This window comes from Ensifer adhaerens, from assembly GCF_002007205.1.
Taxonomy (GTDB): Bacteria; Pseudomonadota; Alphaproteobacteria; order Rhizobiales; family Rhizobiaceae; genus Ensifer; species Ensifer adhaerens_D.
In genome coordinates this window covers 104,708-130,715 of the sequence record NZ_LAZS01000009.1, presented here as the reverse complement: position 1 = coordinate 130,715, position 26,008 = coordinate 104,708, and the positions used below count along the sequence as shown (strand labels likewise).

General features: G+C 62.6%; 22 protein-coding genes. 8 read left to right on the top strand and 14 right to left on the bottom strand.

The genetic code is table 11. From position 1 onward, the window contains the following. Positions 1 to 91 precede the first annotated feature (91 nt). From XB14_RS21375 to XB14_RS21350, 6 genes are all read left to right on the top strand, one after another. Positions 92 to 1,120 carry a LacI family DNA-binding transcriptional regulator gene (locus tag XB14_RS21375; RefSeq protein ID WP_077963759.1) on the top strand — a complete coding sequence of 343 codons (1,029 nt, stop codon included), beginning with the start codon at positions 92 to 94 and terminating at the stop codon, positions 1,118 to 1,120. A 128-nt stretch (positions 1,121 to 1,248) separates the two neighbouring features. Continuing rightward, the gene (locus XB14_RS21370; protein WP_077963747.1) at positions 1,249 to 2,517 is read left to right on the top strand and encodes an ABC transporter substrate-binding protein; all 1,269 of its coding nucleotides are present in this window, start codon (positions 1,249 to 1,251) and stop codon (positions 2,515 to 2,517) included. A 77-nt stretch (positions 2,518 to 2,594) separates the two neighbouring features. After that, complete coding sequence (locus XB14_RS21365; protein ID WP_077963745.1) at positions 2,595 to 3,494, top strand: carbohydrate ABC transporter permease; 900 nt, start codon at positions 2,595 to 2,597, stop codon at positions 3,492 to 3,494. Further along, positions 3,491 to 4,312: a carbohydrate ABC transporter permease gene (locus XB14_RS21360; RefSeq protein ID WP_077963744.1), complete on the top strand. Its 822-nt coding sequence runs from the start codon at positions 3,491 to 3,493 to the stop codon at positions 4,310 to 4,312. The genes XB14_RS21365 and XB14_RS21360 overlap by 4 nt, the downstream gene beginning before the upstream one ends. Before the next feature lie 8 nt (positions 4,313 to 4,320). Further along, on the top strand, positions 4,321 to 6,585 hold the full coding sequence (locus tag XB14_RS21355; RefSeq protein ID WP_077964046.1) for a glycoside hydrolase family 2 protein: 2,265 nt from the start codon (positions 4,321 to 4,323) through the stop codon (positions 6,583 to 6,585). Further along, a complete protein-coding gene (locus XB14_RS21350; protein ID WP_077963743.1) occupies positions 6,582 to 7,658 on the top strand; it encodes an ABC transporter ATP-binding protein in 1,077 nt (358 codons plus the stop codon). Before XB14_RS21355 ends, XB14_RS21350 begins: the two co-directional genes overlap by 4 nt. Positions 7,659 to 7,756: 98 nt before the next feature. Here the strand turns inward: XB14_RS21350 and XB14_RS21345 are convergent, their stop codons facing one another. The 5 genes from XB14_RS21345 to queC form a co-directional block, all read right to left on the bottom strand. Then, complete coding sequence (locus tag XB14_RS21345; RefSeq protein ID WP_077963742.1) at positions 7,757 to 8,620, bottom strand: alpha/beta fold hydrolase; 864 nt, start codon at positions 8,618 to 8,620, stop codon at positions 7,757 to 7,759. Positions 8,621 to 8,850: 230 nt separating this feature from the next. Next, a complete protein-coding gene (locus XB14_RS21340) occupies positions 8,851 to 9,201 on the bottom strand; it encodes a DUF488 domain-containing protein (RefSeq protein ID WP_077963725.1) in 351 nt (116 codons plus the stop codon). A gap of 90 nt (positions 9,202 to 9,291) precedes the next feature. Then, entirely contained in the window at positions 9,292 to 10,029 is a 738-nt protein-coding gene (gene queE / locus XB14_RS21335) for a 7-carboxy-7-deazaguanine synthase QueE (RefSeq protein ID WP_077963723.1), read from the bottom strand. Further along, positions 10,026 to 10,382, bottom strand: coding sequence for a 6-carboxytetrahydropterin synthase QueD (gene queD, locus XB14_RS21330; RefSeq protein WP_077963721.1), 357 nt, complete (start codon positions 10,380 to 10,382; stop codon positions 10,026 to 10,028). Before queD ends, queE begins: the two co-directional genes overlap by 4 nt. Then, on the bottom strand, positions 10,382 to 11,092 hold the full coding sequence (queC, locus tag XB14_RS21325) for a 7-cyano-7-deazaguanine synthase QueC (protein ID WP_077963718.1): 711 nt from the start codon (positions 11,090 to 11,092) through the stop codon (positions 10,382 to 10,384). The genes queD and queC overlap by 1 nt, the downstream gene beginning before the upstream one ends. Before the next feature lie 351 nt (positions 11,093 to 11,443). On the opposite strand from queC, the gene XB14_RS21320 reads away from it, so the two are divergent. After that, positions 11,444 to 12,337 (top strand): alpha/beta fold hydrolase, encoded by an 894-nt coding sequence (locus XB14_RS21320; RefSeq protein ID WP_077963716.1) that lies wholly within the window; start codon positions 11,444 to 11,446, stop codon positions 12,335 to 12,337. 87 nt (positions 12,338 to 12,424) lie between these two features. On the opposite strand, the gene XB14_RS21315 is transcribed toward XB14_RS21320, so the two are convergent. The 8 genes from XB14_RS21315 to XB14_RS21280 all read right to left on the bottom strand — a co-directional run bounded on the left by XB14_RS21315 (position 12,425) and on the right by XB14_RS21280 (position 24,007). Continuing rightward, positions 12,425 to 12,781 carry an SPW repeat protein gene (locus XB14_RS21315; protein ID WP_077963715.1) on the bottom strand — a complete coding sequence of 119 codons (357 nt, stop codon included), beginning with the start codon at positions 12,779 to 12,781 and terminating at the stop codon, positions 12,425 to 12,427. Between the two features lie 207 nt (positions 12,782 to 12,988). Beyond that, entirely contained in the window at positions 12,989 to 14,728 is a 1,740-nt protein-coding gene (gene ggt, locus XB14_RS21310; RefSeq protein ID WP_077963713.1) for a gamma-glutamyltransferase, read from the bottom strand. 259 nt (positions 14,729 to 14,987) lie between these two features. Then, positions 14,988 to 16,601 carry a GMC family oxidoreductase gene (locus tag XB14_RS21305; protein ID WP_077963694.1) on the bottom strand — a complete coding sequence of 538 codons (1,614 nt, stop codon included), beginning with the start codon at positions 16,599 to 16,601 and terminating at the stop codon, positions 14,988 to 14,990. A 21-nt stretch (positions 16,602 to 16,622) separates the two neighbouring features. Beyond that, entirely contained in the window at positions 16,623 to 17,840 is a 1,218-nt protein-coding gene (locus tag XB14_RS21300; protein WP_077963692.1) for a mandelate racemase/muconate lactonizing enzyme family protein, read from the bottom strand. Between the two features lie 5 nt (positions 17,841 to 17,845). Beyond that, positions 17,846 to 19,123 carry an MFS transporter gene (locus tag XB14_RS21295; RefSeq protein ID WP_210190036.1) on the bottom strand — a complete coding sequence of 426 codons (1,278 nt, stop codon included), beginning with the start codon at positions 19,121 to 19,123 and terminating at the stop codon, positions 17,846 to 17,848. A 105-nt stretch (positions 19,124 to 19,228) separates the two neighbouring features. Further along, positions 19,229 to 20,653 (bottom strand): aldehyde dehydrogenase, encoded by a 1,425-nt coding sequence (gene aldA / locus XB14_RS21290; protein WP_077963690.1) that lies wholly within the window; start codon positions 20,651 to 20,653, stop codon positions 19,229 to 19,231. 193 nt (positions 20,654 to 20,846) lie between these two features. After that, a complete protein-coding gene (locus tag XB14_RS21285; RefSeq protein ID WP_077963688.1) occupies positions 20,847 to 21,752 on the bottom strand; it encodes a LysR substrate-binding domain-containing protein in 906 nt (301 codons plus the stop codon). Between the two features lie 230 nt (positions 21,753 to 21,982). Then, on the bottom strand, positions 21,983 to 24,007 hold the full coding sequence (locus XB14_RS21280; RefSeq protein WP_077963686.1) for a beta-N-acetylhexosaminidase: 2,025 nt from the start codon (positions 24,005 to 24,007) through the stop codon (positions 21,983 to 21,985). A 506-nt stretch (positions 24,008 to 24,513) separates the two neighbouring features. Between XB14_RS21280 and XB14_RS21275 the strand changes: the two genes are divergently transcribed. Next, entirely contained in the window at positions 24,514 to 24,732 is a 219-nt protein-coding gene (locus XB14_RS21275; RefSeq protein ID WP_143348480.1) for a hypothetical protein, read from the top strand. Positions 24,733 to 24,866: 134 nt separating this feature from the next. Here XB14_RS21275 and XB14_RS21270 read toward each other — a convergent pair whose 3' ends face one another. Then, positions 24,867 to 25,796 carry a substrate-binding domain-containing protein gene (locus XB14_RS21270; protein WP_077963683.1) on the bottom strand — a complete coding sequence of 310 codons (930 nt, stop codon included), beginning with the start codon at positions 25,794 to 25,796 and terminating at the stop codon, positions 24,867 to 24,869. Between the last annotated feature and the right edge of the window lie 212 nt (positions 25,797 to 26,008).

The following is a 26,008-nucleotide window of genomic DNA, read 5'->3' as shown; positions in this document are numbered from 1 at the left end:
CCAGAGATTGAAAAAACCCAGGCAAAATTTTACTAAATAATGATTGCGCCGCGCCCGAAATGGGGACACAGCGGCGGGCAGGACGTGGGACATGGTCACAATCAAGGAAATCGCTTCGGCTGTCGGGGTCTCTTCGGCAACAGTCTCTCGGGTGCTGAATTACGATCCGACCCTTTCGATCTCCACCAAGAAGCGGCAGGCGATCATCGAGACGGCCGAGGCGCTGAACTATGCGACACCCCGCAACCGCGGCCGCGGTGCCGGCCCGCTGCAGGGCCTGAAATTCGCACTGGTGCATTTCCTCCAGCCCGCCCAGGAACTGATCGATCCCTATTATGTCGGCGTGCGGCTCGGGATCGAAAACCGCTGCCAGGCGCTGAAGATCGAGGTGGTCAAGGTCTTCCACAATGGCAACCTGCCGGAGGCGGCGATCTTGCAGGGCGCGAACGGCGTCGTCGCCGTCGGCCACCACTACGGCGAAGAGGTGCACTGGCTGCGGCGGCACAGCCGCCACCTGGTCTTTGCGGACTTTGCCCCCGACGATGACATCGACGACAGCGTGATGAGCGACGTCTCGATCGCGATGAAACGCCTGCTTGACGGCGTTTACGGCATGGGCTACCGCCGCATCGGCTTCCTCGGCTGGATCGACGCTTTCAGGGACAAGGACGACATCCATTCGGAACGGCGCTGCCGCGCCTTCATCCACTTCATGACCAAGGCCGGCCTCTACGATCCGGAACTGTGCATGGTCGAAAAGCTGACGCCGGACAGCGGCTATACGCTCGCCAAGGCGATGCTGTCGAAACCCAACCCGCCCGAAATCCTCGTCACCTGCAACGACAACATGGCGATCGGCGCCTACCGCGCCATTCACGAGATGGGCCTGCGTATCCCCGACGATGTCGCCGTCGCCAGTTTCAACGACATTCCCGTCGCCCAGTTTCTCGGGCCGCCGCTTTCGACGGTGAAGATCCCCGCCGAAGTAATCGGCGAGACCGCCGTCGATCTCCTGGTCGAGCGGCTGACCGGGCGAGACGTGGCGAAGAAGGTGATCCTCGGAACCGAGATGGTCTGGCGCGGCAGCACGATGGCGGCAGCCGCCGTCCCCGGTGCGTAAAACGGTCGGTAAAAAACGCGTGGTAAAAATTTACTGAAATATTGCCTTCTTCAGAATTTTGCGAAATACTCCGCGCCGGGACCAGGAGGAGCGTCTCGGGGAACGAAATTACGAGGGAGGAGAAAACAATGGATATGCGTACCTATCTGCCGCGCTTTGCCGCGATCGTACTTGCAGGCGCCAGCCTCATGGCGGTAACCGCGGCGCAAGCCAAGGAAATCACCGTCTGGTGCTGGGATCCGAACTTCAACGTCGCGATCATGAAGGAGGCCGGCGCGCGCTACACCAAGGCGCACCCTGACGTCACCTTCAACATCGTCGATTTCGCCAAGGCCGACGTCGAGCAGAAATTGCAGACCGGCCTCTCGTCCGGCACCGCAGACGCCCTGCCGGATATCGTTCTCATCGAGGACTACGGCGCGCAGAAATATCTGCAGTCCTTCCCCGGCGCCTTTGCGCCGCTCTCCGGCACCGTCGATTACTCCGGCTTCGCTCCCTACAAGGTCGAGCTGATGACGCTGGACGGCCAGGTCTACGGCATGCCGTTCGATTCCGGCGTCACCGGTCTCTACTACCGCAAGGACTATCTGGAGCAGGCGGGCTTCAAGCCGGAGGACATGCAAGGCATCACCTGGGATCGCTTCATCGAGATCGGCCAGCAGGTCGAAGCCAAGACCGGCAAGAAGATGATGGGGCTCGATCCCACGGATGCCGGGCTTGTCCGCATCATCATGCAATCGGCCGGGCAATGGTATTTCGACAAGGACGGCAAGGCCAACATCACCGGCAATGCCGCGCTGAAGGCGGCGCTGGAGACGATCAACAAGATCATGTCGGCCAACATCTACAAGCCCGCCGCCGGCTGGTCCGACTGGGTCGGGACCTTCACGTCGGGCGATGTCGCGACCGTCATCACCGGCGTCTGGATCACCGGCACGGTCAAGGCGCAGCCGGACCAGTCGGGCAAATGGGGTGTTGCGCCGATCCCGGCGCTTTCGATCGACGGTGCGACGCATGCATCCAACCTCGGCGGATCGAGCTGGTACGTGCTTGAAAGCTCTGCCGAAAAGGCCGAGGCGATCGACTTCCTGAACGCGGTCTACGCAAAGGACGTCGATTTCTACCAGACGATCCTTACGGACCGCGGCGCCGTCGGCTCGCTGCTCGCCGCCCGCAGCGGGGCCGCCTACGGCGAAGCCGATGCCTTCTTCGGCGGCGAAAAGGTCTGGCAGAACTTCTCCGACTGGCTCGCGAAGGTGCCCTCGGTCAATTACGGCGTCTTCACCAACGAAGCGGACACCGCTGTCACCGCGCAACTGCCAGCCCTGACGCAAGGGACGCCGGTTGACGAGGTGCTGAAGGCGATCGACGCCGAAGTCAGCGCCCAGATCCAGTAATCGCTCCCGCGACTGACCGCACCTGGCCGTGGCGACCAAGCCACGGCCAACGGCTCCTGCTACCCATGAGGATGATGATGGCTCTCGCGCGTCGCGGCGGTATCGGCCGATATTACAACGTCAATGGCTGGCTCTTCGTCGCGCCGGCGCTCGGGCTGATCGCCCTCTTCATGATCTATCCGATCCTCTGGTCGCTCTGGATGTCGTTCCAGTCCGGCCGCGGCATGATGCTGAAGTTCGCCGGCTTTTCCAACATCATCCGTCTCTGGAACGACCCGGTCTTCATCAAGGCACTGACGAACACGCTGACCTATTTCGTGGTGCAGGTGCCGATCATGATCCTCCTGGCGCTGATCCTGGCGTCGCTGCTCAACAATCCGAAGCTCGTCGGCCGCGGCTTCTTCCGCACCGCCATTTTCCTGCCCTGCGTCACGTCGCTGGTTGCCTACTCGGTGCTCTTCAAGGGCATGTTCGCCCATGACGGCATCGTCAACTCGACGCTCGAGGCAATCGGCATCATCGGCGAACCGATCCCGTGGCTGACACATCCCTTCTGGGCCAAGGTGCTGGTCATCCTCGCCATCACCTGGCGCTGGACCGGCTACAACATGATCTTCTACCTCGCGGCGATGCAGAACATCGACAAGTCGATCTATGAAGTCGCGCGTATCGATGGGGTGCCCGCCTGGGCGCGCTTCACCCACATCACCATCCCGCTGTTGAAGCCCGTCATCCTGTTCACCACGATCATTTCGACGATCGGCACGATCCAGCTCTTCGACGAGGTCTACAACCTGACCGAGGGAAAGGGGGGACCGTCGAACGCGACGCTGACGCTGTCGCTCTACATCTACAACCTGACCTTCCGCTTCATGCCGAACTTCGGCTACGCGGCGACGGTCTCCTACGTGATCGTCGTGCTCGTCGCCCTGCTCGCCTGCCTGCAATTCTTCGCGGCACGGGAGCGCGACCGATGAACAACGGAACCACACGTATCGCCGGCACCATCGTCACCTACGGCTTCGTCGGGCTGATGGCCTTTCTCTCGATCTTTCCCTTCCTCTGGATGCTGCTCGGCGCGACCAATTCGTCGATCGACATCATTAAGGGCAGGATGATGCCGGGCAGCGCGCTTGCGACCAACATCGCCACCTTCTTCACCCAGGTGAACGCGCCGCTGGTTTTCTGGAATTCCGCCAAGATCGCCATTCTGGCGACAGTGCTGACGCTCGCCGTCTCGTCGCTTGCCGGCTACGGCTTCGAGGTGTTCCGCTCGCGCCACCGCGACCGGATCTACAGCGCTTTGCTGTTGACGATGATGATCCCGTTTGCGGCGCTGATGATCCCGCTCTTCATCATGATGGGCAAGGCGGGCCTCATCAACACGCACTTCGCCGTGGTGCTGCCGACGATCGGCTCGGCCTTCGTGGTCTTTTACTTCCGCCAGACCACCAAGGCGTTCCCATCCGAGCTGCGTGACGCGGCCAAGGTCGACGGGCTGAAGGAGTGGCAGATCTTCCTCTACATCTATGTGCCGGTGATGCGCTCGACCTATGCCGCGGCCTTCATCATCGTCTTCATGACAGCCTGGAACAACTATCTCTGGCCGCTGATCGTGCTGCAGTCGAACGAGACGAAGACGATCACGCTGGTCATCTCCTCGCTCGCTTCCGCCTACTACCCCGATTACGGCGTCGTCATGGTCGGCACCATTCTCGCGACGCTTCCCACCCTCGCGGTCTTCTTCTTCATGCAACGCCAATTCGTCCAGGGAATGCTGGGCTCAGTCAAATAGGAATGATCATGCGTTCTGTTACTCCATTCAACGACACCTGGGTCTTCTCCGAGGGCTTCACTGCCGCCAGCGCCGGCCGCCTGCAGGCAGGCAAGCGCGTCAGCCTGCCGCACAATGCGGTCGAACTGCCGTTCAACTATTTCGACGAGACGTCCTACCAACGCGCCTTCACCTACCAGAAGGTGCTTGCCTGGCGCCGCGAGTTCCACGGTCGCGAAGTCTCGCTCGTCTTCGACGCCGCCATGGCCGATGCCGTTGTCTACCTCAACGGGGAGGAGATCGTCGCCCACAAGGACGGCTACACGCCCTTCGAAGCACGCCTGACGGACAAACTTCGGGAAGGCGACAACCTGATCACGGTGAAGATCGACGGTAGCGAGAACCCCGAAATCCCGCCCTTCGGCGGCCGCATCGATTATCTCACCTATGCCGGCATCTATCGCGACGTCTGGCTGAAAGTTACCGACGCGATTTCGATCGCCAACATCAAGATCGAGACCCGCGACGCGCTCAGCGACAACAAGTCCGTCTCGATCCGCTGCGACCTCGCCAATCCGCAGGGACTGACCTTCACCGGCACATTCACCGCGTTCCTCAAGGATGCGAATGGCAAGGTGCTCGCAGAAGCGACCGGCCAGACCCGCGGCGAGAGCGTCACGCTTGAGATCACTGGCCTGAAGGGCCTTTCGCTCTGGGATATCGACAGCCCCGTCCTCTACGAGGTCGAGGCGCAGTTGCGCAGCGATCGCGGCAGCGACCGGCTGTCGTCGCGTTTCGGGTTCCGCACGGCCGAGTTCACCACGGATGGCTTCAAACTCAACGGCCGGCCACTCAAGATCCGCGGCCTCAACCGCCACCAGGCATTCCCCTATGTCGGCTACGCCATGGGCCGCACCGCACAGGAGCGTGACGCGGAGATCCTGAAGAACACGCTGCACTGCAATCTCGTGCGCACCTCGCACTATCCACAGTCCAAGTGGTTCCTCGACCATTGCGACCGCATCGGCCTCTTGGTCTTTGAGGAAATCCCCGGCTGGCAGCATATCGGCGGCGAGGCCTGGAAACAGGAGGCGATCGAAAACGTTCGCCGCATGATCGAGCGCGACTGGAACCACCCCTCGATCATCATCTGGGGCGTGCGCATCAACGAGTCGCAGGACTCACACGATTTCTACGTCGAGACCAACCGGCTCGCCCGTGAGCTCGACCCGACGCGCCAGACTGGCGGCGTGCGCTACATCACCGACAGCGAATACCTCGAAGACGTCTACACCATGAACGACTTCATCCTCGGCAACGAGGAACTGCCCGGCGCAAACCGCCCGCGCACGGCGCTGAGGCCCCAGCAGGAATGCACCGGGCTTAACCGCAAGGTGCCTTACCTCATCACCGAATTCGGCGGCCACATGTTTCCGACGAAGATCTACGATCAGGAGCAACGGCAGGCGGAGCACGTGCGCCGGCATCTGGAGGTGCTGAACGCCGCCCATGGCGACCCAAGCATTTCCGGCGCCGTCGGCTGGTGCATGTTCGACTACAACACCCACAAGGACTTCGGTTCCGGCGACCGGATCTGCTATCACGGTGTCATGGACATGTTCCGCCAGCCGAAATTCGCAGCCTATGTCTATGCCAGCCAATGCGAACCGTCGGAGGCGGTGGTGATGAAGCCGGTCACCTTCTGGGCACGCGGCGAGCGCAACATCGGCGGCGTGCTGCCGCTGATCGTGCTTACCAATTGCGACGAGGTCGAGCTGAAATACGGCTCGCTCGTCAAGCGCGTCGGCCCAGACCGCCAGAATTTCCCGCACCTGCCACACCCGCCTGTCGTCATCGACCACCGTCACTTTACCAAGGACGAGCTCGGCGTCTGGGGCATGAAGTGGGAAGACGCCGCCTTCACCGGTTTCATCGACGGCAAGGCCGTTGCCAATCTCCGCATGGCCGCCGATCCGGTGCCGACGACGCTCGAGGTTGTGGCCGACAGCACGACGCTTCGGGCTGAAGGGCGCGACAGCGTCCGCGTGATCGTGCGCGCCCTCGACCAGGCCGGCAACATCCTGCCCTTCCTCAATGACGCGGTCGACGTCACGATCACCGGCCCCGCCCGACTGCTCGGGCCTGAGCGCCTAGTTTTCCAGGGCGGTTCGACCGGCTTCTGGCTGCAAACGACGGGTACTGCCGGCGGCATTGCCGTCGTGGTAACCTCGACGCGGCTTGGAACCGTGAGACTGGAGCTTTCGGCAGTGGCGGACGAGGCGGCGGCTGCATGAGCGAACTGCAACTCAACGACGTCAGAAAGTCCTATGGCAACTTCGAGGTCATCAAAGGGGTCGACCTCGACATCAAGACCGGTGAGTTCGTCGTCTTCGTCGGGCCGTCCGGCTGTGGCAAGTCGACCCTGCTGAGAATGATCGCCGGCCTCGAGGAGATCACATCAGGAGACCTCACGATTGACGGCGAACGGATGAACGATGTCGATCCGTCGAAGCGCGGCATCGCCATGGTGTTCCAGTCCTATGCGCTCTATCCGCATATGACCGTTCGGGAAAACATGGGCTTCGCGCTGCGCTTTGCCGGCGTGGCGAAGGCCGAGATCGAGAACCGCGTCGGCGAGGCTGCGAACATCTTGGAGCTCGGGCCGCTGCTCGACCGCAAGCCGAAGCAGCTTTCCGGCGGCCAGCGCCAGCGCGTGGCGATCGGCCGGGCGATCGTGCGGCATCCGAAGATCTTTCTCTTCGATGAGCCGCTCTCCAATCTCGATGCGGAACTGCGGGTGCACATGCGCATCGAGATCGCGCGGCTGCACAAGAAGCTCGCGACCACGATCGTCTACGTCACCCACGACCAGGTCGAGGCGATGACGCTCGCCGACAAGATCGTCGTCATGCGCGGCGGCGTGGTGGAGCAGGTCGGCTCGCCGCTCGACCTCTACGACGACCCTGCCAATCTCTTCGTCGCCGGCTTCATCGGCTCGCCGAAAATGAACTTCTTGAAGGGGATCGTCGAAGCCGGAGCCGATGGAACATCGCACGTCCGTCTGCCGGATTTCGGCAATGCTACCCTTCCGATTGCGGCCGCGGGAGCAACACCCGGAAGCACGGTCACCATCGGCATTCGCCCCGAGCATTTCGGCGAGAGCGGTTCTGCGAGCCTCGATCTCACGATCGACATGCTGGAACATCTCGGCGGCGAGACCTTTGCCTATGCCCGGCACGGCGACGGTGAACTGATCATCATCGAAACGAAGAACGGCCGTGACCTGAAGTCCGGCGACGGCATCGCCGCCCGCTTCGATCCCGCGGAAGCGCTGGTGTTCGACGCCGATGGCCGGCGTCTGCGCTAGAGCGTCCTTTGTGCGTTCGTATGAACGCACGGCGCTCTAAGCGATATCCACCATGAGAAGGACGGCGCCACCTGCGGAGGTGGCGCCGTTCGTTGTTGTTACAGGAACATGCCCTTCGGCGTCTCACCCTTCAGGAAGGGCTCGATGAAGGCTAACAGCAGGTCCGTCTGATTGATCACTGCCGTGTGTGACGTTGCTGGCAGGATGGCGAGACGCGAAGCCGAAAGCGGCTTGCCCATGTCGCCCATCGCGCCGCCGCCGAGCAGGCGGAACATCGCGACGTTGTGATCGAGCGTCGAAACGTCGGCATCGCCGGCAATGATCAGAACCGGCGCCTTCAACGCCTTGACGTCAGCCTCCCAGGCCATCGGCTCCTTTTCGAGCTGGATCAGCTTGCGGGCCAGCTCCGGGAAGCCGTCCGGGTTGGCGGCGAGCTTGCGATAGTCCTCGGCAAAGGGCAGGCCGACGATCATCTCGACCGTCATCTGCGGGATGACCGCCTTGAACTCCGGCTGCCAACCTTCGGCATCATAGGCGACGGATGCGGCGGCAAGCTTGTTGACCTTCTCCGGGTGGCGGATCGCCAGCTGCAGACCGGCGGCGGCACCCATCGAATAGCCGAAGACATCGGCCTTCTTGAGATCGACGGCGTCCATAAAGGCGGCGACATCGTCGGCGAGGTTCGGATAGGTGATCGGGCGGTCGATATCCGTGGTGCGGCCATGGCCCTGCAGCTCGACCGCATAGACCTTGTGGGTCTCGGCCAGCTTCGGAATGATTGCACCCATCGACGGAATGTTCATATAGGCGCCGTGCAGCACGACCAGCGGTTCGCCCTCGCCCGAGACCTCGTAATACATCTTCATGCCGTTGACGTCGACGCGATTGCCCACCGGCTCGGCTTCGGCAAATGCGGTGCCGGAAAGCAGCAGCGCGCCTGCAATCAAAGCGGTACGAAACATTCTCAATCTCCTTGTTGTCTCCGGTCCAACACCGGCTTCGAGATTAAGACGCGCGGCGAATGCGCATCCCGACACCGCGGATCAGAAAATTCGCGCCTTCGTTGTTTTCCAGCTTCAGGCGATGCTCGCCGGCATTGCATGGAGTGCTAAATTAGCAAAGATGGATTGCGGCGACGCAATGGCGGGTGCAGGCGATGATCCGGCCGGAGGGATCGGAGGATGACGAGCGCCTATCGGTGGTCCAGCACATATGCCTTGAGAAGTTCCGCGTGATTGTGCGCCTCGTCCTTCACGCTGTAGAGCAAGGTCACCGGACCGCCGGCGATCCGCTGGCGCAACAGATCCACGGCAGCCTGGTTGCCCTTGAGCTCCGCCAAGTAGCGTTCGCCGAATTCGGCCCAGTTGCCCTCGTCTCCGTGAAACCAGCGGCGCAGCTCCGTCGACGGAGCGATCTCCTTCAGCCACACGTCGACCGCGGCCTCCGCCTTGGTCATCCCGCGCGGCCACAGGCGATCGACGAGAATGCGCGTGCCGTCGCCGTCGGCCTTCGGTTTGTAGACACGTTTCGTCTTCACTTGCATGGCCGTCTCGCCCCCCGCGGGTGTTGCCCACCTTTGGACCATAGAGGAAGATTATTGTCCAATCGGTCATCGCGGGACGGCGCTGGCCGCCTACACGCCGCGCCGGTTGCCCCACAGCAGGACGTGCAGCTGCGGCAAAACACGCGCCTCGAACCAGCGATCCTCCGTCACCTTGCCGACGAGCCAGAGCATGCGGTCCATGATGCCGTCGATATCCACCGTGGCGTCGTCATCATCGGGCGGCGGCGGCGTATGATTGCCGGGCTGCAGGTAGAGCGGCAGATGCGGGTAGCGCGCCGCCGCATCGCGGGCGTAGGCATAGTCGCGCTCGTCGAAGACGACGACCTTCAGCGCCAGCTCTGGGCCGCCCGCCGCCATCCGAAGACAGTCGTCGAATGCCCGCCAGTCCGTTTCCATGCCGCTCGACGGCGGTTTCGGGCTCAAGACCAGCACGTCGAGATCGGCAAACCAGCCCTTGGCGATGCTGCCTTGCGTCTCCAGGGCGAAGCGGTAGCCGTCTTCCCGTCCGCGCGAAATCAGGGGGCCAAGCGGCTGGATCGCCGGATTGCCGCCGGAAAGTGACACTGTCAGCGGCTTGCCGCCGGACAGCCTGACGACCTCTCGCCAGATCTCTTCGACGCCCATCGGCAGCCATTGGTCGCGGTACTCGCTGTCGACGGCGTGCAACGTGTCGCACCAGCTGCAGCGATAGTCGCAGCCGCCCGTGCGCACGAACACGGTCGGAAGCCCGATCAGGATGCCCTCGCCCTGGATCGTCGGCCCGAAGATCTCGCTGACACGGATGCGCGTTTCTGTCGGCCCGGTCATGGCCGGTATTCCGCCCAGGTCTTCGGCGTCTCGCTGACGCGCACGGCGGATGTTTCCGGCAGCCGTGCCTTGCACCAATCGTAGAAGTGCTTGGCCAGACATTCGGCCGTGACCCGATCGTGGCCGAGAACATCGTTCAGATGACGGTGATCGAAGCTTTCGTCGATGTAGCGCTTCAGCGGCGAGAGCTCGTGATAGTCGCGCACGAAGCCGTGCTCGTTGAGTTCCGCTCCAGAGAGTTCGACCTCGACGACGTAGTTGTGGCCGTGCAGCCGGGCGCATTGATGTTCGGCCGGCAGGCTCGTCAATTGGTGCGAGGCGGAGAAATGGAATTCCTTGGTGATCCGGAACATCACTTCACCTCCTCGGCTGAAAAAGCCGATGTCGCCGACACCCAGAAATCCGGGTCCTCGTAGTCGGTCGGATCCGCGACACCAGCCAGATGGAAGGCCTCGCGCCGCTCGACGCAGGTGCCGCAGCGGCCGCAATGGCGATCGCCGCCCTTGTAGCAGGACCACGTCTCTTCAAAGGGCGTCGCATGGCTTTCGCCGTCGCTGACGATCTGCGCCTTCGAGATCGTCACATAGGGCGCATAGAGCCTGACGTCGGCATAGCCGTCGAGCGCATGGTTCTGCATCGCCTGAAAGGCGTCGATGAAGCCGGGGCGGCAATCGGGATAGATGAAATGGTCGCCGCCATGAACGGCGACCGCCACCGCATCCGCCTTTTGCGCGGCGGCAAGCCCGAAGGCGATGGCGAGCATGATGGCGTTGCGGTTCGGAACCACCGTCGCCTTCATGGTTTCCTCGGCGTAGTGGCCGTCGGGCACGTCGACATTATCCGTCAGCGCCGATCCGGTGAGATGGGCCCCGATGGCACGGATGTCGATGATCTGATGCGGAACATCGAGCCGCCTTGCACAGGCGGCGGCAAAGTCCAGTTCCTTGCGGTGCCGTTGGCCATAATCGAAGGAGAGCAGGCCGATGAGTTCCTGCTCGGCTGCGACCTTGTGGGCAAGCGATACCGAGTCCAATCCGCCGGAGCAGATGACAATCGTCTTCATGATAGGTGTCCTTGTTTTGACCGGGTAGGCTGCGACCGGATTACGGCGCGCTTTCTAGGCCAAAGCAGGACAGATGGGAAGCGTTATCTTGAATCGCAGGTAAAGCGGGAAACGAATGAACTCTCAAGCAACGGCGCCATCAGCGCAGCGATTTTTTCTCGATTATTCATCAGAACAGGCAGGTTGACGCGCGAATTCACAACACTGATCCCCCAAACAGGTGATTAGCGACTGCGCGAAACTTGCGTATATTTGCAACCCAGACTGTCGCCGCTCGCCGGCTGACCTCAGTGCTTTTGCAGACCCAGGCAGTGCGAACTTCCAATCGACAGTGATACGGGGAGAGGGTTCATGGTCAGCCAGGCAACAGATGTCCGAGCGGGAGGCCTTCTTTCTCTGGCGGTGCATATCCTGCTTTCAGTGTTCATCGCCGCTGGGCTGATCAGTACTGCGGCGGCAACGGAGAAGCCCAGGTGGCGTACGCTGCCCGCCACGCCGCAGCTTCCGACGACGAACGATCACGGCTTTGTATCGGTTGACGGAGCCAAGATCTGGTATGCGATGTTCGGGTCAGGCGAGCCCGTTATCATGTTGCATGGCGGCCTCGCCAACTCCAATTACTGGGGACATCAGGTTCCCGACCTTGCCAAGAACTATCGCGTTGTCGTCATGGACAGCCGCGGCCATGGACGCAGCACGCGCGACGAACGTCCCTTTAGCTACGATCTCATGTCGTCGGATGTCGTTGCGCTCATGGATCATCTGGACATATCTCAGGCTGCGATCATCGGCTGGAGTGACGGCGCGATCATCGGCCTCAAGCTGGCGATTCACAATCCGGACCGGATCAGAGGCGTCTTCGCTTTTGCGGCAAACAGCGATCCGTCCGGTATAGAGGATATTTCCGACAGTATTGTTTTCGACCAATACCTCCAGCGCGTTTCCAAGGAATACAAGGACTTGTCTTCAACTCCAGACGAATATGATGACTTCCTCGGCAAGATGAGCGCGATGTGGGCCTCGCAACCGGAGATCACGCCGAAAGATCTCCGAAGCATCGGAACTCCGGTCTGGATTGTCGATGGCGACCACGAAGAAGTCATCAGGCGCAAGAATACGCTGTTGATGGCCGATAGCATTCCGAATGCCGGTCTGTTGATCCAGCCCGAAGTCAGCCACTTCTCGCTTTTGCAGGGTCCGCAGCAGTTTACTGCGGATATATTGCGGTTCCTGCAGGCGCATTAGTGCGCATTCGAGCGTCGGTCGACACGGATTGATGGCCGATCGCGGCCCGGTGCAGCGGCGCCGGGCCGCGACTTCTCTCACTCATCGTCATGCATGCGCATGCGGATGCTGCCGTTCGTCCCAGACAGCCCAGATCGCGAGTGCGGTCACCAGCGCCCCGAGGACGACATGCGTCCACATTGCGTTGGGACTGGTCGAGAATCCAAGCAGCCAGGGCGAAGCGATCACCCAGAGCCCGACGATGAGGCTTGCCCATTCTTCCCATTCCGCGAACATGGCAAGCGTCGCGATCGCCAGAATGGCGAGCACGACACCGGCGGCCCAAGCGTTCCAGGCCGGAACGCTTTCGACAACGAAGCCCATGATCCAGGGGGAGACGAACAGGCAGAGGGCAAGAACCAGATTGATCCAGTCCTGTGCTTTCTTTCCTTCCATCAGTGCCATGACAACCTCCACGAATGAAGCTTGACCAAAGCGTACGGACGCGTGCGCCCGCACGCTCTGAAAACATAATAAATTCAACCGAAACCGCTTTCAAATCTTTTTCGCGCGAGCGCGCGGTGATCGCACGCGCGAAATAGCGCGGCGAAACGCCGATCCGCCGCTCTTTCAGGGGATGTCGCGCATGTCTCGCCGCTGTTTCGCCGGGCTCTAGTAGCCGCGCGCAGCGCCCGCGCCGATGCGGCTGTCCACGGCGCCATTGTAGCGGGCGCCGCCGCCAGCCTCGATGTCGGCGAGGCTCTCGCCGCCGACGAGGATACCGGTCGCCTGCCCCCAGATCGTCCAGCTTTCGTCGATCTCGACGTCATGGCCCATAGCCGAAAGCAGCTTGCGGGTATCGGGCGAAAGCGCATAGGGCTCCATGAACACCTTGTCCGGCAGCCACTGGTGATGGATGCGCGGCGCGTCCACCGCTTCCTGGATGTTCATGCCGTGATCGATGACGTTGAGGATCGCTTCGAGCGTGATGGTAATGATGCGCGCACCGCCCGGGCTGCCGATCACCATGAAGGGTTTGCCGTCCTTGGAGATGATCGTCGGGCTCATCGACGACAGCGGCGTCTTGCCTGGTGCGATCGCGTTGGCCTCGCCCTGCACGAGCCCGTAGAGATTGGGAACGCCGGGCTTGGCGGTGAAGTCGTCCATCTCGTTGTTGAGCAGGATGCCGGTTCCAGGCGCCACCACGCCGGCGCCGAAGGAGCCGTTCAGCGTATAGGTGACGGCGACGGCATTGCCTTCGTCATCGATGATCGAATAGTGCGTCGTCTCCTTGCTCTCACCGAAACCCTTGGGGATCAGCGTCGCGGAAACGCCGGCGCGGAACGGGTCGATCCTGCCTCGGATTTCCTTGGCATAGGCCTTGTCGGTGAGCTTGGAGACCGGGTTTTCGACGAAGTCCGGATCGCCGAGCGCGGTGTTGCGATCGACATAGGCATGACGCATGGCCTCGATCATCACATGCACGGTCTCGGCGGCGCCGTAGCCCATGTAGGAGATCGGATAGCCTTCGAGCACGTTGAGGATTTCGCAGATGATCACGCCACCGGAGGATGGCGGCGGCGAAGAGACGATGTCATAGCCGCGATAGTTGCACTTGACCGGCTCCAGTTCGCGCACCGCATAACGCTCGAAATCGGCTTTGGCGAGCACGCCGCCCTTCTCCGCACTCGCCTTGACGATCTGATCGGCGATCGCGCCCTTGTAGAAGGCATCGGTCCCCTTTTCGGCTATGCTCGAAAGCGACGCGGCAAGATCGGCCTGGACCAGCTTCTCGCCGACCGCGAACGGCTTGCCGTCATTCAGGAAGATCGCCGCTGCGGCCGGATCCTTGGCAAGCCTATCGGTCCTGCCCCGGAACGCATTGATATCGCCCTCCTCCAGCACGAAACCCTCTTTGGCGAGCGCGACCGCAGGCTCGATCAGCTCGGAAAGCGGCTTGGTGCCATAGCGGCTGCGGGCGACCTCGAAGCCCATGACCGACCCGGGCACGCCGACGGCGAGATAGCCATCGGTGCTCGCCCCTTTGACGAAATCTCCCTTCGCATCGAGATACATGCTCTTGGTCGCCGCCTGCGGCGCCCGTTCGCGGAAATCGAGGAAGGTGGTCTTGCCGTCCTTGAAACGGATGGTCATGAAGCCACCGCCGCCGATATTGCCGGCGGTCGGATAGGTGACGGCGAGCGCGTAACCGACGGCAACCGCGGCATCCACCGCATTGCCGCCGTTCTTCAGCACCTCGACACCGATATCCGTTGCCAGGTGCTGTGCGGTCACCACCATGCCATGCACGGCCTTCACCGGCTCCGGCGAGGCCGCCTGCACTGCCCAAGGCGGAAGACTTAACGAAACAAACAGCGTGACGGACAGGCTCTTCAAGCGGGAACTCGGCATGCGTCTCTCCCTCGCAGGCTCGCGGCGCATTGCCAAAGTTCCACGGCCATAACCTCGCCGCGTCGAGCGCGGTGGCAACGATCGTTCGGCAGGGGCAAGCACCAGATATCGGCGGCTATGAAGTGCGGGAAGTATAGCCATGCCCGACCGGCGATGGCAATTCACGTATGCTGTCACGCACAGGCGGCAATTTTCCCCCTGTGCCCGTGATCCGCCGCAACGATGGTCCAGCCCGTTTGGCCCGGAGCATCGTTCCGCCCTAAGCGGCATCCGCAAGGATCAGGTCGGCCGCCTTTTCGGCAACCATCATCGTCGGCGCATTGATGTTGCCGGCGGTGATGTTGGGGAAGATCGAGGCGTCGACGACGCGCAGACCGGGTACGCCGTGGACCCGCAGGTGGCTGTCGACGACAGCGCTCGTCTCATCCGGCCCCATCGTGCAGGTGCCGCACAAGTGATAGATCGATCCGGAGTTTTCGCGGAAATAGTCCATTAGTGCTTCGTCGCTCTGAACCACGGGCGCCGGTGAGATTTCTTCGGCGGTCAGCGAAGAGAGGGCGGAGGCGGACGCGATCCGTCGCACCAGACGGCTCCCCTGCAAAACTTCATCGATGTCGCGCTCGGTCGTCAGATAGTTCGGCCGGATCAGCGGCTTTTGCGCGATATCCGCGGAGCTGATCGAAATGCTGCCGCGGCTCGTTGGCCGGCAGGAATTGAAGCAGATCAGGTAGCCCGGATAGGGTTCCGGCTTCAGGCCCGCCTTCGGGTCCTTGGGGATGCGATAGGAGAGCGGGTTGAAATAGAGCTGGATGTTCGGCCGCTCTTCGTCGGGCCTGCCGCGGAAGAAGCCGCCGGCCTGATTAACGCTCATCGAAAACGGGCCCTTGCCGGTGAGCAAATATTGCAAGCCCAGGCGCATCTGGCCGAACAGGCTACCGAACTCATCGTTGAGCGTCGGGATGGTGGCGCGATAGTAGAAGCTGGCGCAGAGATGATCCTGGAGGTTCTGCCCGACGGCCGGCAGATGCCGCCGTGTCTCGATGCCGAGCGACGACAGCGTCTGGCCGTCGCCGATCCCGGAGAGTTGCAACAGTTGCGGGCTGCCCACCGCGCCGGCAGCCAGGATGACCTCGCGCCCGGCGGTGAAACGACGGCGCGCGCCATTCTGGATGACGTCGACACCGGTGACGCGACCATCTTCCCCAAAGACCAGTCTCTCGGCCTGAGCATAACGTTCGATCGTGAGATTGGGCCGCTTGAGGGCGGGCCTCAGATATTCCGCGCTCGAATGCGAGCGCCGGCCATGGTTGGTGTTGACGTCGTAGACCCCGGCACCTTCGATCGAGGCGCCGTTGAAATCCTCGTTCAGCGGCAGCTGCAGCGATCCGCAGCTTTCGAGGAAGGCATCGGTGATCGGATGCGTCATGCCGCGCATCGGCGTGATGTGGATTGGTCCTTCGCCGCCGTGCCATTCGGACGATCCGCGCGCATGGGTTTCGAGCCGGCGGAAATAGGGAAGCACGTCGTCATAGCCCCAGCCCGCATTGCCGGCGTTTTTCCAGTCGTTGAAGTCGTCGCGCGCGCCGCGCACATAGATCATCGCGTTGATCGATCCGGAGCCGCCCTGGACCTTGCCGCGCGGCACGTAAATGCTGCGATCCTGAAGCTCGGCCTCCGGCTCGCTCGAATACATCCAGTTGACTTGAGGATTGTAGTAGCTGCGGGCGTAGCCGACCGGGATCTTGAACCAGAAGGAATTGTCGCTGCCGCCGGCCTCGATCAGCAGAACCTTATGGCGGCCATTTTCGCTGAGCCGGCTCGCAAGGATGCAACCCGCCGACCCGGCGCCGACGATGATGTAGTCGTAGATCATCTCGAAGTCCTATCGCCGGAGTTAGCCGCGCGCCGGGGCGAAGGCCTTCACGTCGGCCGGCCGGCTGTCCATCTGCAGGTGGAGGCGCTCGCCGGTATAGGGCGTGTGCTTTTCCACCACATCCATGTCGAGCTCGATGCCAAGGCCGGGCTCGCGTGACGGGATGATATAGCCGTCCTCGACCACGAGCTTGGTCTTCAGCACGTCGGCATGGAAGCCGGAGAAATCGAGGATCGCCTCGTGGATGAGGAAGTTCGGAGTCGCGGCTGAAAGCTGGATGCTGGCGGCAGCCCCCACCGGGCCGTTATAGAGGTGCGGGGCGATCTGGGCGTAATAGGCCTCGGCCATGCCGGCGATCTTCTTCGCCTCGAGCAACCCGCCGACACGCGCCACGTTCATCTGCAGGATCGACGCTGATTTCAGTTCGAGCACGCGCTGAAACTCGTACTTCGTCGTCAGGCGCTCGCCGGTCGAAATCGGGATCGAGGTCGCGCGTGCCACCTCGGCCATCGCCGCTTCCTGCCCCGGAGGAACCGGCTCTTCGAACCAGAGCGGATCGTATTTTTCGAGACGACGCGCCAGCCGGATGGCCGAGGACGGAACCATCTGGCCATGGGTGCCGAAGAGCAGATCGGCACTGCTGCCGACCGCATCGCGGATCTTGCGGCAGAATTCTTCGCAGCGGTCCATCACACCGAGCGAAAGCTGATGCCCGGAATAGTTGGTATAGGGACCGGCCGGGTCGAACTTGACGGCGGTGAAGCCCATCTCGACCATTTCGACGGCGCATTCGGCGGCAAGATCCGGGTCGTTGAAATCGAACTCGCCGGCCGCATTCTTCGGGTAGAGATAGGTATAGGCGCGGAGCTTCTCGTGCACCGTCCCGCCGAGCAGGTCCGCGACCGGCCTGCCAGCGGCCTTGCCGATGATATCCCAGCAGGCGATTTCGAGACCCGAGACGATACCCATCATCGTCGGATCGGGGCGCTGGGTGAAGCCGCTCGAATAGGCCGAGCGCCAGAAGCGCTCGATCTGGTGCGGATCATGGCCGAGCAGATGCCGCTCGAAGACGTCTTCGATCAGCGGCGTCAGCGCCTTTGGATGAAACGAGGTCGCGTAGATCTCGCCGATGCCCTCGATGCCGCAGGCGGTCGTGAGGCGCACGAAGATCCAGTACATGCCGCCCACATGCGGTGGCGGGACGGCGACGGCGTAGGTCTTGAGAGACGCGATCTTCATTTGTGTCAAGCCTTTTTCTTGAGGCGGGCCATCAGCACCAGGGTGGCGATGGCGCCGAGGACGCAGATGGCGGCGATGTAGCCGAAATAGAGCTGGTAGCCGGTGATGCCCGGATAGGTATCGGAGAGGTATCCGTTGACGAGCGGCAGGTAGGTGTCGGGCGCGTAGCCGACGAGCGAGATGATGCCGATCGCCAGACCGGTGATGTTGGCCGGCACGTGGCAATCGTCGAGGATCGCCCAGTAGAGGCCACGGATCGTATAGGTGATGAGGCCGACCAGAAGCACCAGCCCGACGAACAGCACCGTGGAGCCGATGCCCGGCAGGGCGATCATTGCCACAAGGCTGGCGATCGCAACGATGAAGCTCAGCAAGAGGATGACGGTCTTGCCGTAACGGTCGCCGAGGAGCCCGCCGCCGATGCCGCCGACCGGGCGCAGCCACAGCTTGATGGTGACGATCAGGCCGGCCATCGCGGCGGAAATGCCGAAGCCGCCTTCCTGCAGATAGGCCGAAAAGCTGTAGGTCGCGAGGAAGACGTGGTAGCCGCAGAAGATGATTGCCGCAACCAACCACACCTCGGGGATACGGAGCAGCGTCCTGAGGTCGGCAAGCAGGTTGCCTTCACGCTTGCGCCGCGCCTTGTCGGCAGCAACCGGCGGCGACACGGCGAAATAGGCGATGCCGACGACAATGCAGAAGATGGCGTAGAGGAGAACGACGTCGCGGAAACCGGTGCCAAGCCCGGCGCCGCGCGTTTCCGTGGTGAAGACGAAGAGCGCGATGGCGACGCTGGCGAGCAGCGCTTCGACCAGGCCGCGACCGCCGTCGAGGATGCCGAAGAAGCGCCCCTGTTCGTTGGCGCCGGCGATCAGATTGACCTGCTTCAGCGTCGCCGCCCAGAACGTCAGTCCAGTGGTGACGCCGAAGCCGCAATAGATGACGAGCAGCGCCGGATAGCCGGGCAGCGTCGCGTACCAGAGGCCGAGCAGACCGGTGCCGACCATGGAGATGAGGATCAGGATGCGCGGCTGAACGCGGTCGGCGAGCCAGCCGCTCGGCAGGTAGCCGACGAGGAAGCTGGTGCCGAGAATGGAATAGAGCACGCCAAGCTCGGTGTTGCTAAGCTTCAGCACCTCCAGCATCGTCGTCTGGTAGGACTGGCGCAGATAGAGGATTGGATAGATCGCGCCGGCGGCGATCACGATCAGCGCCAGCTGCAGGTAGCGGCTGCGGGCCGACACGGCCGGCGCGGCGATTTCGGATTCGACAATTGAGCTCACGGGCAGTCTCCTCCCCGGCCGACGGCGAGAGCATTGCCATCGGCCCGGTCTTGATGTGGGTGTCGGAGCAATTCCGGTTTAGGAAATTGCGCCATTTTCAAATGATCAGTGTTTCAGAACGACGAGGCGCGTCTGGGTGAATTCCAGCATGCCGTGCTTGCCGTCGTCGCCGCCGAGGCCTGAGCGTTTCCAGCCGGCGTGGAAGCCCTGATAGGGATCCGCCGGGAAACGGTTGACATAGAGTTCGCCGGCCTCGATCGCGTCGCTGGCGCGCATGACGGTGCGGTAGTTCTCGGTGAAGAGCACCGAACTCAGCCCGAACTGATGGTCGCTCGCCTTCGCCAGCGCCTCCTCGAAGGTGGAATAGCGGATCACCGCGAGAACAGGCCCGAAGACCTCCTCGCGCACGATCTCCATCTCTTGGGCGCAGCCGGAAATCAGCGTCGGCGGATAGAAGTAACCCGGTCCATCCGGCAGATAGCCGCCGGTCTCGACGACGCCACCTTCCGCCTTCGCCTGCTCGACCATTTCATGCACGCGCTTCTGCGCGGCGACGTTGGCGAGCGGTCCCATGCGGGTCGCATCCTCGGCGCGATCGCCAAAGGCGCGGGCAGCAAAACCTTCGCGCAGCTTGGCAAGCAACCGGTCGTGAACGCTTTCGTGCACATAGAGCCGCTCGGCGCTGGTGCAGACCTGGCCGCAATGGGTGGTCTTGGCAGCGAGGATCATCTGGGCGACCGCATCGATATCCACATCCGGCTCGACGATCACTGGCGTCTTGCCGCCAAGTTCGAGCGAGGGCTTGGCGATGTTTTCCTTGCAGTATTCGAGCACGATGCGGCCAGCCGAAACGCTGCCGGTCAGCGTGATCATGCCGACGCCGGGATGGGTGCAAAGCGTCTTTGCAACATCGTGCGACATGGTCAGGATGTTGACGAGGCCCTCGGGCAGGCCGGCCTCGACAATCGCTTCTGCAACTGCAAAGGCCGACGTCGGCGTGTTGTTGCTCGGCCGCACGACGACGGCGTTGCCTGATATCAGCGCAGGAGCGATTTTCCGCACCAGCGTGTAGATCGGGTAATTGAACGGGATGAGGCAGGCGGCGACGCCGATCGGCACGCGCTTGAGCAGCAGCGTCTCGCCGGGATTGTCGCTCTCGATCACCTCGCCCTCGATGCGGCGCGCCCATTCGGCATGGTAGCGCATCAGTTCGGCGCCGTAGATGACTTCGTCGGTCGCGTCGGCGAGGCTCTTGCCGGATTCCAGCGCCAGGGCCGCACCGATGCGTTCTGCCCGGCTCTCCAGCACCGCAGCCAACCGACGCAGGGCATCGCCGCGCTGGATGGCCGGCAGCGCCGCCCAGTCCCGCTGCGCCTTTACCGCGGCTTCGACCGCCGCTTTTGCCTCGTCGTGCGTTGCCGCGGGCACCGACGTGAACACCGCGCCGGTTGCCGGGTTGCGAACGTCGATTGAGGCCACAGATGCGCTTTCGATGAAGCGTCCGCCGGAAAAGTTGCGATAGGGGCTCATGGCATCTCGGAATGGTTTGCCGCAACCGGCGCCTAAAGGCGGCGTGAGAAGCGGACGGGTCGGGAGAGAGCATCACGAGCGACGACCCGACCTCTCTCCCACGGCGGATGCGTCATGAAAGTGATGCGACGATGCAGAGCACCGCACAAGCGAGTAATTTTCGGTGAGAGCATTCCAAAAAGGAATGCTTGGCTCAGGCGGTCCGGTCGGCGGCGACTTCCTCCAGCAGCCAGGTACGGAAGGCATCCACCTTGCGGTCGTTTCCGGCCTGCGGTCGCGTCACGAACCAGTAGGATTCATGGCCCTCGACCTCGACATCGAAGAGCTGCACCAATTGCCCGGTTTGCAGCTGGTTGCGCACCATCGAGCGGTCGGCGACGGTGACGCCCAATCCCGCGCAGGCCGCTTCGATCGCGAGGTCGAGCAGGTCGAACTCGAGGCCGCCGCGGGTGTCGACATCCTGGAAACCCGCCGCGTCCAGCCAGTGGCGCCAGGTCAGATAGCGCCGGTCGGGCGAGGCGAGCACATGCAGGAAGGTGAAGCGTTGAAGGTCGGATGGTCCCTCGACATTCGCCCCTTCGAGCAGCGAAGGCGCGCAGACGACGACGTGCCGCTCCGTCATCAAAATGCTGGCGTCCAGCATCGGCCACTCGCCGTCGCCGAAGCGGATGGCGCAGTCGAGAAGCCCGCGCTCGGCAAGCGTATCCGTGCCGTCGGTGCTGAGGCTGATGTCGACGTCGGGCAAGGCTGCGCGCAGCCGCGGCAGGCGCGGCAGCAGCCAGCGCTTGGCGAAGGTCGGCGGGACGTTGATCCGTAAGCGGTTCTGGTTGCTCTTCTCGGTGATGCTGCGCAGCGAAACCTCGATGTTGTGAAACGCCTCCTGGATGGTCGCCAGCAGCTCGGCGCCGGCCGGCGTCAGTTCGAGATGGTGATGGCGGCGGATGAGCAGGTCTTCGCCAAGCTCGTCCTCGAGGTTGCGGACCTGTCGGCTGACGGCACTTTGAGTGAGGTTGAGCCGTTCGGCCGCCCGCGTGAAGCTGCGGGTCTGCCCGACCACCTCGAAGACCTTCATCGCCGACAGTCCAGGAAGTCTTCGCATCGATAATTTGGCCTCAGGAAAATTTACATCCCCGCGGATCGTCGCGGGATCGATGCTTACTTTTGCGTGCCATGCTCCGGCGCACAAGCGCGAAAATCCAAATCGCACCTGGCTGAACACAGGCACGCGCCCGGTTATCTCGCAACGACAAACGGCGGCTCTCGCCGCCGTTTACCTATCCAATCGATCGCCCGGCCAAGCCCAGGCGAAAACTGGAAACTTAATCGCTCCTACTCAGCAGCGTAAAAACCGTAGAGCACCGGCATCAGCCCGACCAGCGCCTCGAAGCGCTTGAAGGACTTGCGCTCCGGCCGCGTCCAGCCGGTTTCGGCGAGCGCCGAAAGGCGGGGGAAGACGAGCCGATCGAAGACAGCGCGGTCGGTCATCGGCTCGGACCAGATGCAGCATTGCACACCGAGCAGATGCTTCTTCTGCGCGTCCGTCCAGCCCTCCACGGGATCAAACGTATAGAGCTTTTCCGGGTCCGACCAGCCGGCCCAGCTGCCGCCGGGCTCCGACCAGGCCGGGCTGTTGGCCATGTCGAGATAGTAGACCTGGCCGGGGCAGACGACGATGTCGTAGCCCTCCTCGGCAAGTGCCGCGGACGCCTCCACCGTGCGCCAGCCGAAGAGTAGCGACTTCGCCTTGTCGATGACGTTGCCGTGGGCTGCCTCCTGCCAGCCGCCGGTGACGCAGCCGCGGCTTACCAGGAATTTCTGGACGCGTGCCAGGAACTCGGCCTGCAGCACCGCCGCACCGGAGCCGTCGATCTCGTCGGCGCCGTGGGTGTTGGTGATGACGTTGAGGCGCTTGGCGTGGGTTTCGGCAACCTCATCACCGGCAACGGCCCGAAGCCGCATGAGTGCTTCCGGCGACCCCGACCAGGCACCGAGCGGCACCTCGTCGGCGCCGACATGGATCGCCCGCATCGGGAAGAGCTCGATCAACTCGTCGAAGATGATTTCGAGCACGCGATAGGTTTCTTCCCGCGCCGGGTTGAGGCAATTGTCCGGGAAACCCTGCACCGAATGATAGCTTCCCTTTTCCTCAGGATCGCGCAGCTCCGGGATTGCCTGCAGCATCGCATAGGAGTGTCCGGGAATGTCGATCTCCGGCATCACCTCAATGCCGAGGCTGGCGGCGAGCGCCACGATCTGGCGGACCGCCGTCTTCGTGTAGTAGCCGCCGGTCGGTTCAGGTCCAGAGCCGAGCAGCGGCGGGATCTTGCGGCCGTGGCCGCGCCAAGCGCCGATTTCCGTCAAGGCGGGATAGGCGTCGATCTCGACGCGCCAGGCCTCGTCGTCGGTTAGGTGCCAGTGGAAGCGGTTGAGCTTGTTCCAGGCCATCAGCCGCAGGAAGCGCTCGACTTCCGCGGTGCTGTAGAACTGTCGCGCGACGTCGAGATGGGTGCCGCGCCAGGCGAGCGCCGGCTCGTCCCTGATCTCGCCGCCCGTCGGAAACACGAAGGTGCCGGGATGCGACCGCGCACCGCGCAGGACCTGGCCGAGCGTGACCAGGCCATAGAGGATGCCCGTCTGGCTGCCGCCAGAAACGGCAACGCCGGCTGGCGAGAAGCGGATCGTATAAGCCTCCGGACCAAGGTCTGTCGCCTGTGACAGAGCGACCGGGAAGCCGCCCTCGGCCGCCGGCCGGACGATGCCCTCGACCGGGAAAAGGCTGGCGGTGAGATCGGTGAAGGCCTTCGCGGCCTCAGAAGCTTCGCTGCCTTCAGCCCGAAGATCTAGTCCGGGAGGCGCCAGCAGCTGGCCGGAGACCGCAACTGCCTGCGGCCAGGGCACGATCGAGACCGGCACCGGTGCCACCTTCGGCACGGGATAGACGGCGGCGCCGCGCTTCAGCTCGGCATTGTCGCCATGCGCCCGCGAGGCAAGTACCGCCACCGGCGCATTCGTGCCGTCGGACAGAACGAGGAAAGCGGCATTCGCGCCGTCGGTCCAGTGGCGCGGCTCGAAGCTCATGCCATGGGCCTTGAGCGTCCAGGTCGCGCCGGGCTTCAGTTCAAAGCCTTCCGGCGGCGCGAACTCCGCATAGTTGGAAAGCCGGACCAGAAGCTGCCCACCCTCGACCTCGGCGGCCGGATCGATCCGCGCCGGGCCGGATACGCCGAGGCGAAAGCCCTTGATCGGCCGGTCCGAATTGTTGGTGAGGGTCAGCGCATAGACCGACCTGTCGGCGGTGCCGACCGGCACCCAGAGCGTTTCCAGCAGGAATTCAGATTTGGCGGCAAACGTCATCGAATGGCTCCATGAAAGGTTGATCTCTGCGCCGGCTCTAGCGGCCGGTGGGCTTGGTGGGAAAGGGCTGTCTTCGGCTTACATAGCTCACGTCAAGGTCTGGCCATGGGCTGGCTTGAAGCTCCACTCGCCGGACTCGTTTGCTCGTGCCGGGCGAGCAATGCGTCGGCGCGGCCTCGGTCGCGCCGATCCTCACCGGCGCGGTAGCGACCGTTACAAAAGGCTGTGCCGTTCGCTCCTCCCGTCCCATGACGCACGGCGCAAAGGCCGCATTTCCTCGACTGCCGTCACGACGAACTCCCCTCCAGGTTTCGTAGACCGAACTATTAAGTCAAGCAGCTTGACTTAACGATAGGTCCGGCAAAGACGCACTGTCAATCGAGGTCCGCTGCGCTGGCGAAAGATATGGTCAGAGCCCTCAATTGGTATTTCTCATGGCAATACCAATTGCCCAACTACGACTTTACGCTGGCGCTTCAGCCAGCAGATTTTGGTCTCAGGACGGCTTGGCAGAGCATCGCGACCAGAATCACAGCGCAGCCCAGGATCTGGGAAAGGCTCAAGGGCGTCCCGAGAAAGCCAGCACCAGGATCGGGACCCACACCGGTTTACAGCACATGATCACCGACGCCCGCGCCGCCGAGATCATCCTGCTGGCCGCGAACTGCAGAACGAAGCCCAGGCAGGTCGAGATCAGGATATTGATGTTGGGCGGAACGATCTAAGACATCTGTTCGACAAGAAGACCGGTTCGGCAGGCCGCAACGAGCGGCCGACCGACTCCTGCGTCAGTTGATACCGAGATCTGCCACTGATTGTCCCCGGCCATGGCGATCCGGGATTGTGACGCGCAGGCGGCCTATTGGTTCGCCTTGGCGTAGTCCTTCATGTTGTCGGGCGTCACCAGTTCGAACGGAACCCAGATCTGCCGTTCGGTCTTTTCCTCTCGCGCCAGGGCGACCGCCGCATCCATCGCCGTTGCGCCCTGCGCGATGGCGTTCTGGAAAACGGTGACGTCGAGATCGCCGGCAGCCATGGCGGCAAGCCCGTCCGGCGTCGCATCGATGCCGCCAACGACCACCGTCGACATGTCGGTGCCCGCCGCCTTCATCGCCTGGATAGCGCCGATCGCCATCTCGTCATTGTTGGCAATGACGGCGTCGAACGCGCGCCCGGTCGACAGCCAGTTGGTCATGATGTTGCTGGCCTCCAGGCGATCCCAGTTGGCGCTCTGCTCCTCGATCACGCTCATGCCCTTGCAAGCGTCCGTGGCGATGACGTCGTGGATGTCCTTCGTCCGGGTCAGAGACGAATGATTGTTGAGCGGCCCCATCAGGACGTAGACGGCGCCCTTGCCGCCAAGAAGCCGGCACACTTCCTTCGTTTCCAGCGTACCGGAATCGATCTCGTTCGAGCCGACGAAGGCGGCAGTCTGCGGAAGCGTATCGACATCGGCCGGCGGGTGGTTGGCGTAGACGATCGGAATGCCGGCGGCACTTGCCAGTTTCGTCAGCGCCGGCGTGCTGTCGCCATCGACGGCGACCACGACGATCGCATCGACACCGGAGGAAATGAAGTTCTGCACCTGATCCAACTGCTTGCTCGGATCGTTCTGGGCGTCCTCGACCTGAACCGACACGCCGTCAAGTTTGGCGGCTCGATCTTCCATGCCCTGACGCAGGATCGTCAGAAACGCGCTGTCGGAACGGGCGACAGTAATGCCGATGTTCTCGGCCTGCGCCGTGCCGGCGAGCAGGGTCGCCACTGCGGCGAGCAACAACTTCCTCATTCGAAACCTCCCAGGGAAACAGATGATCAATGGACGACAAACGGAATACACAGTCCACAAAGAGTCAATAGTGAAACATACATTTCATTACTGTCGAAACACGGAGCGATCAAAACCCCGCCAAACTCAGGATTTTCCGCGTGCGCAATCCTGCTATTATCCACCTATGCGTGTATTGCCTTGATACACGCATCCCGATCCCGGAGAGATTT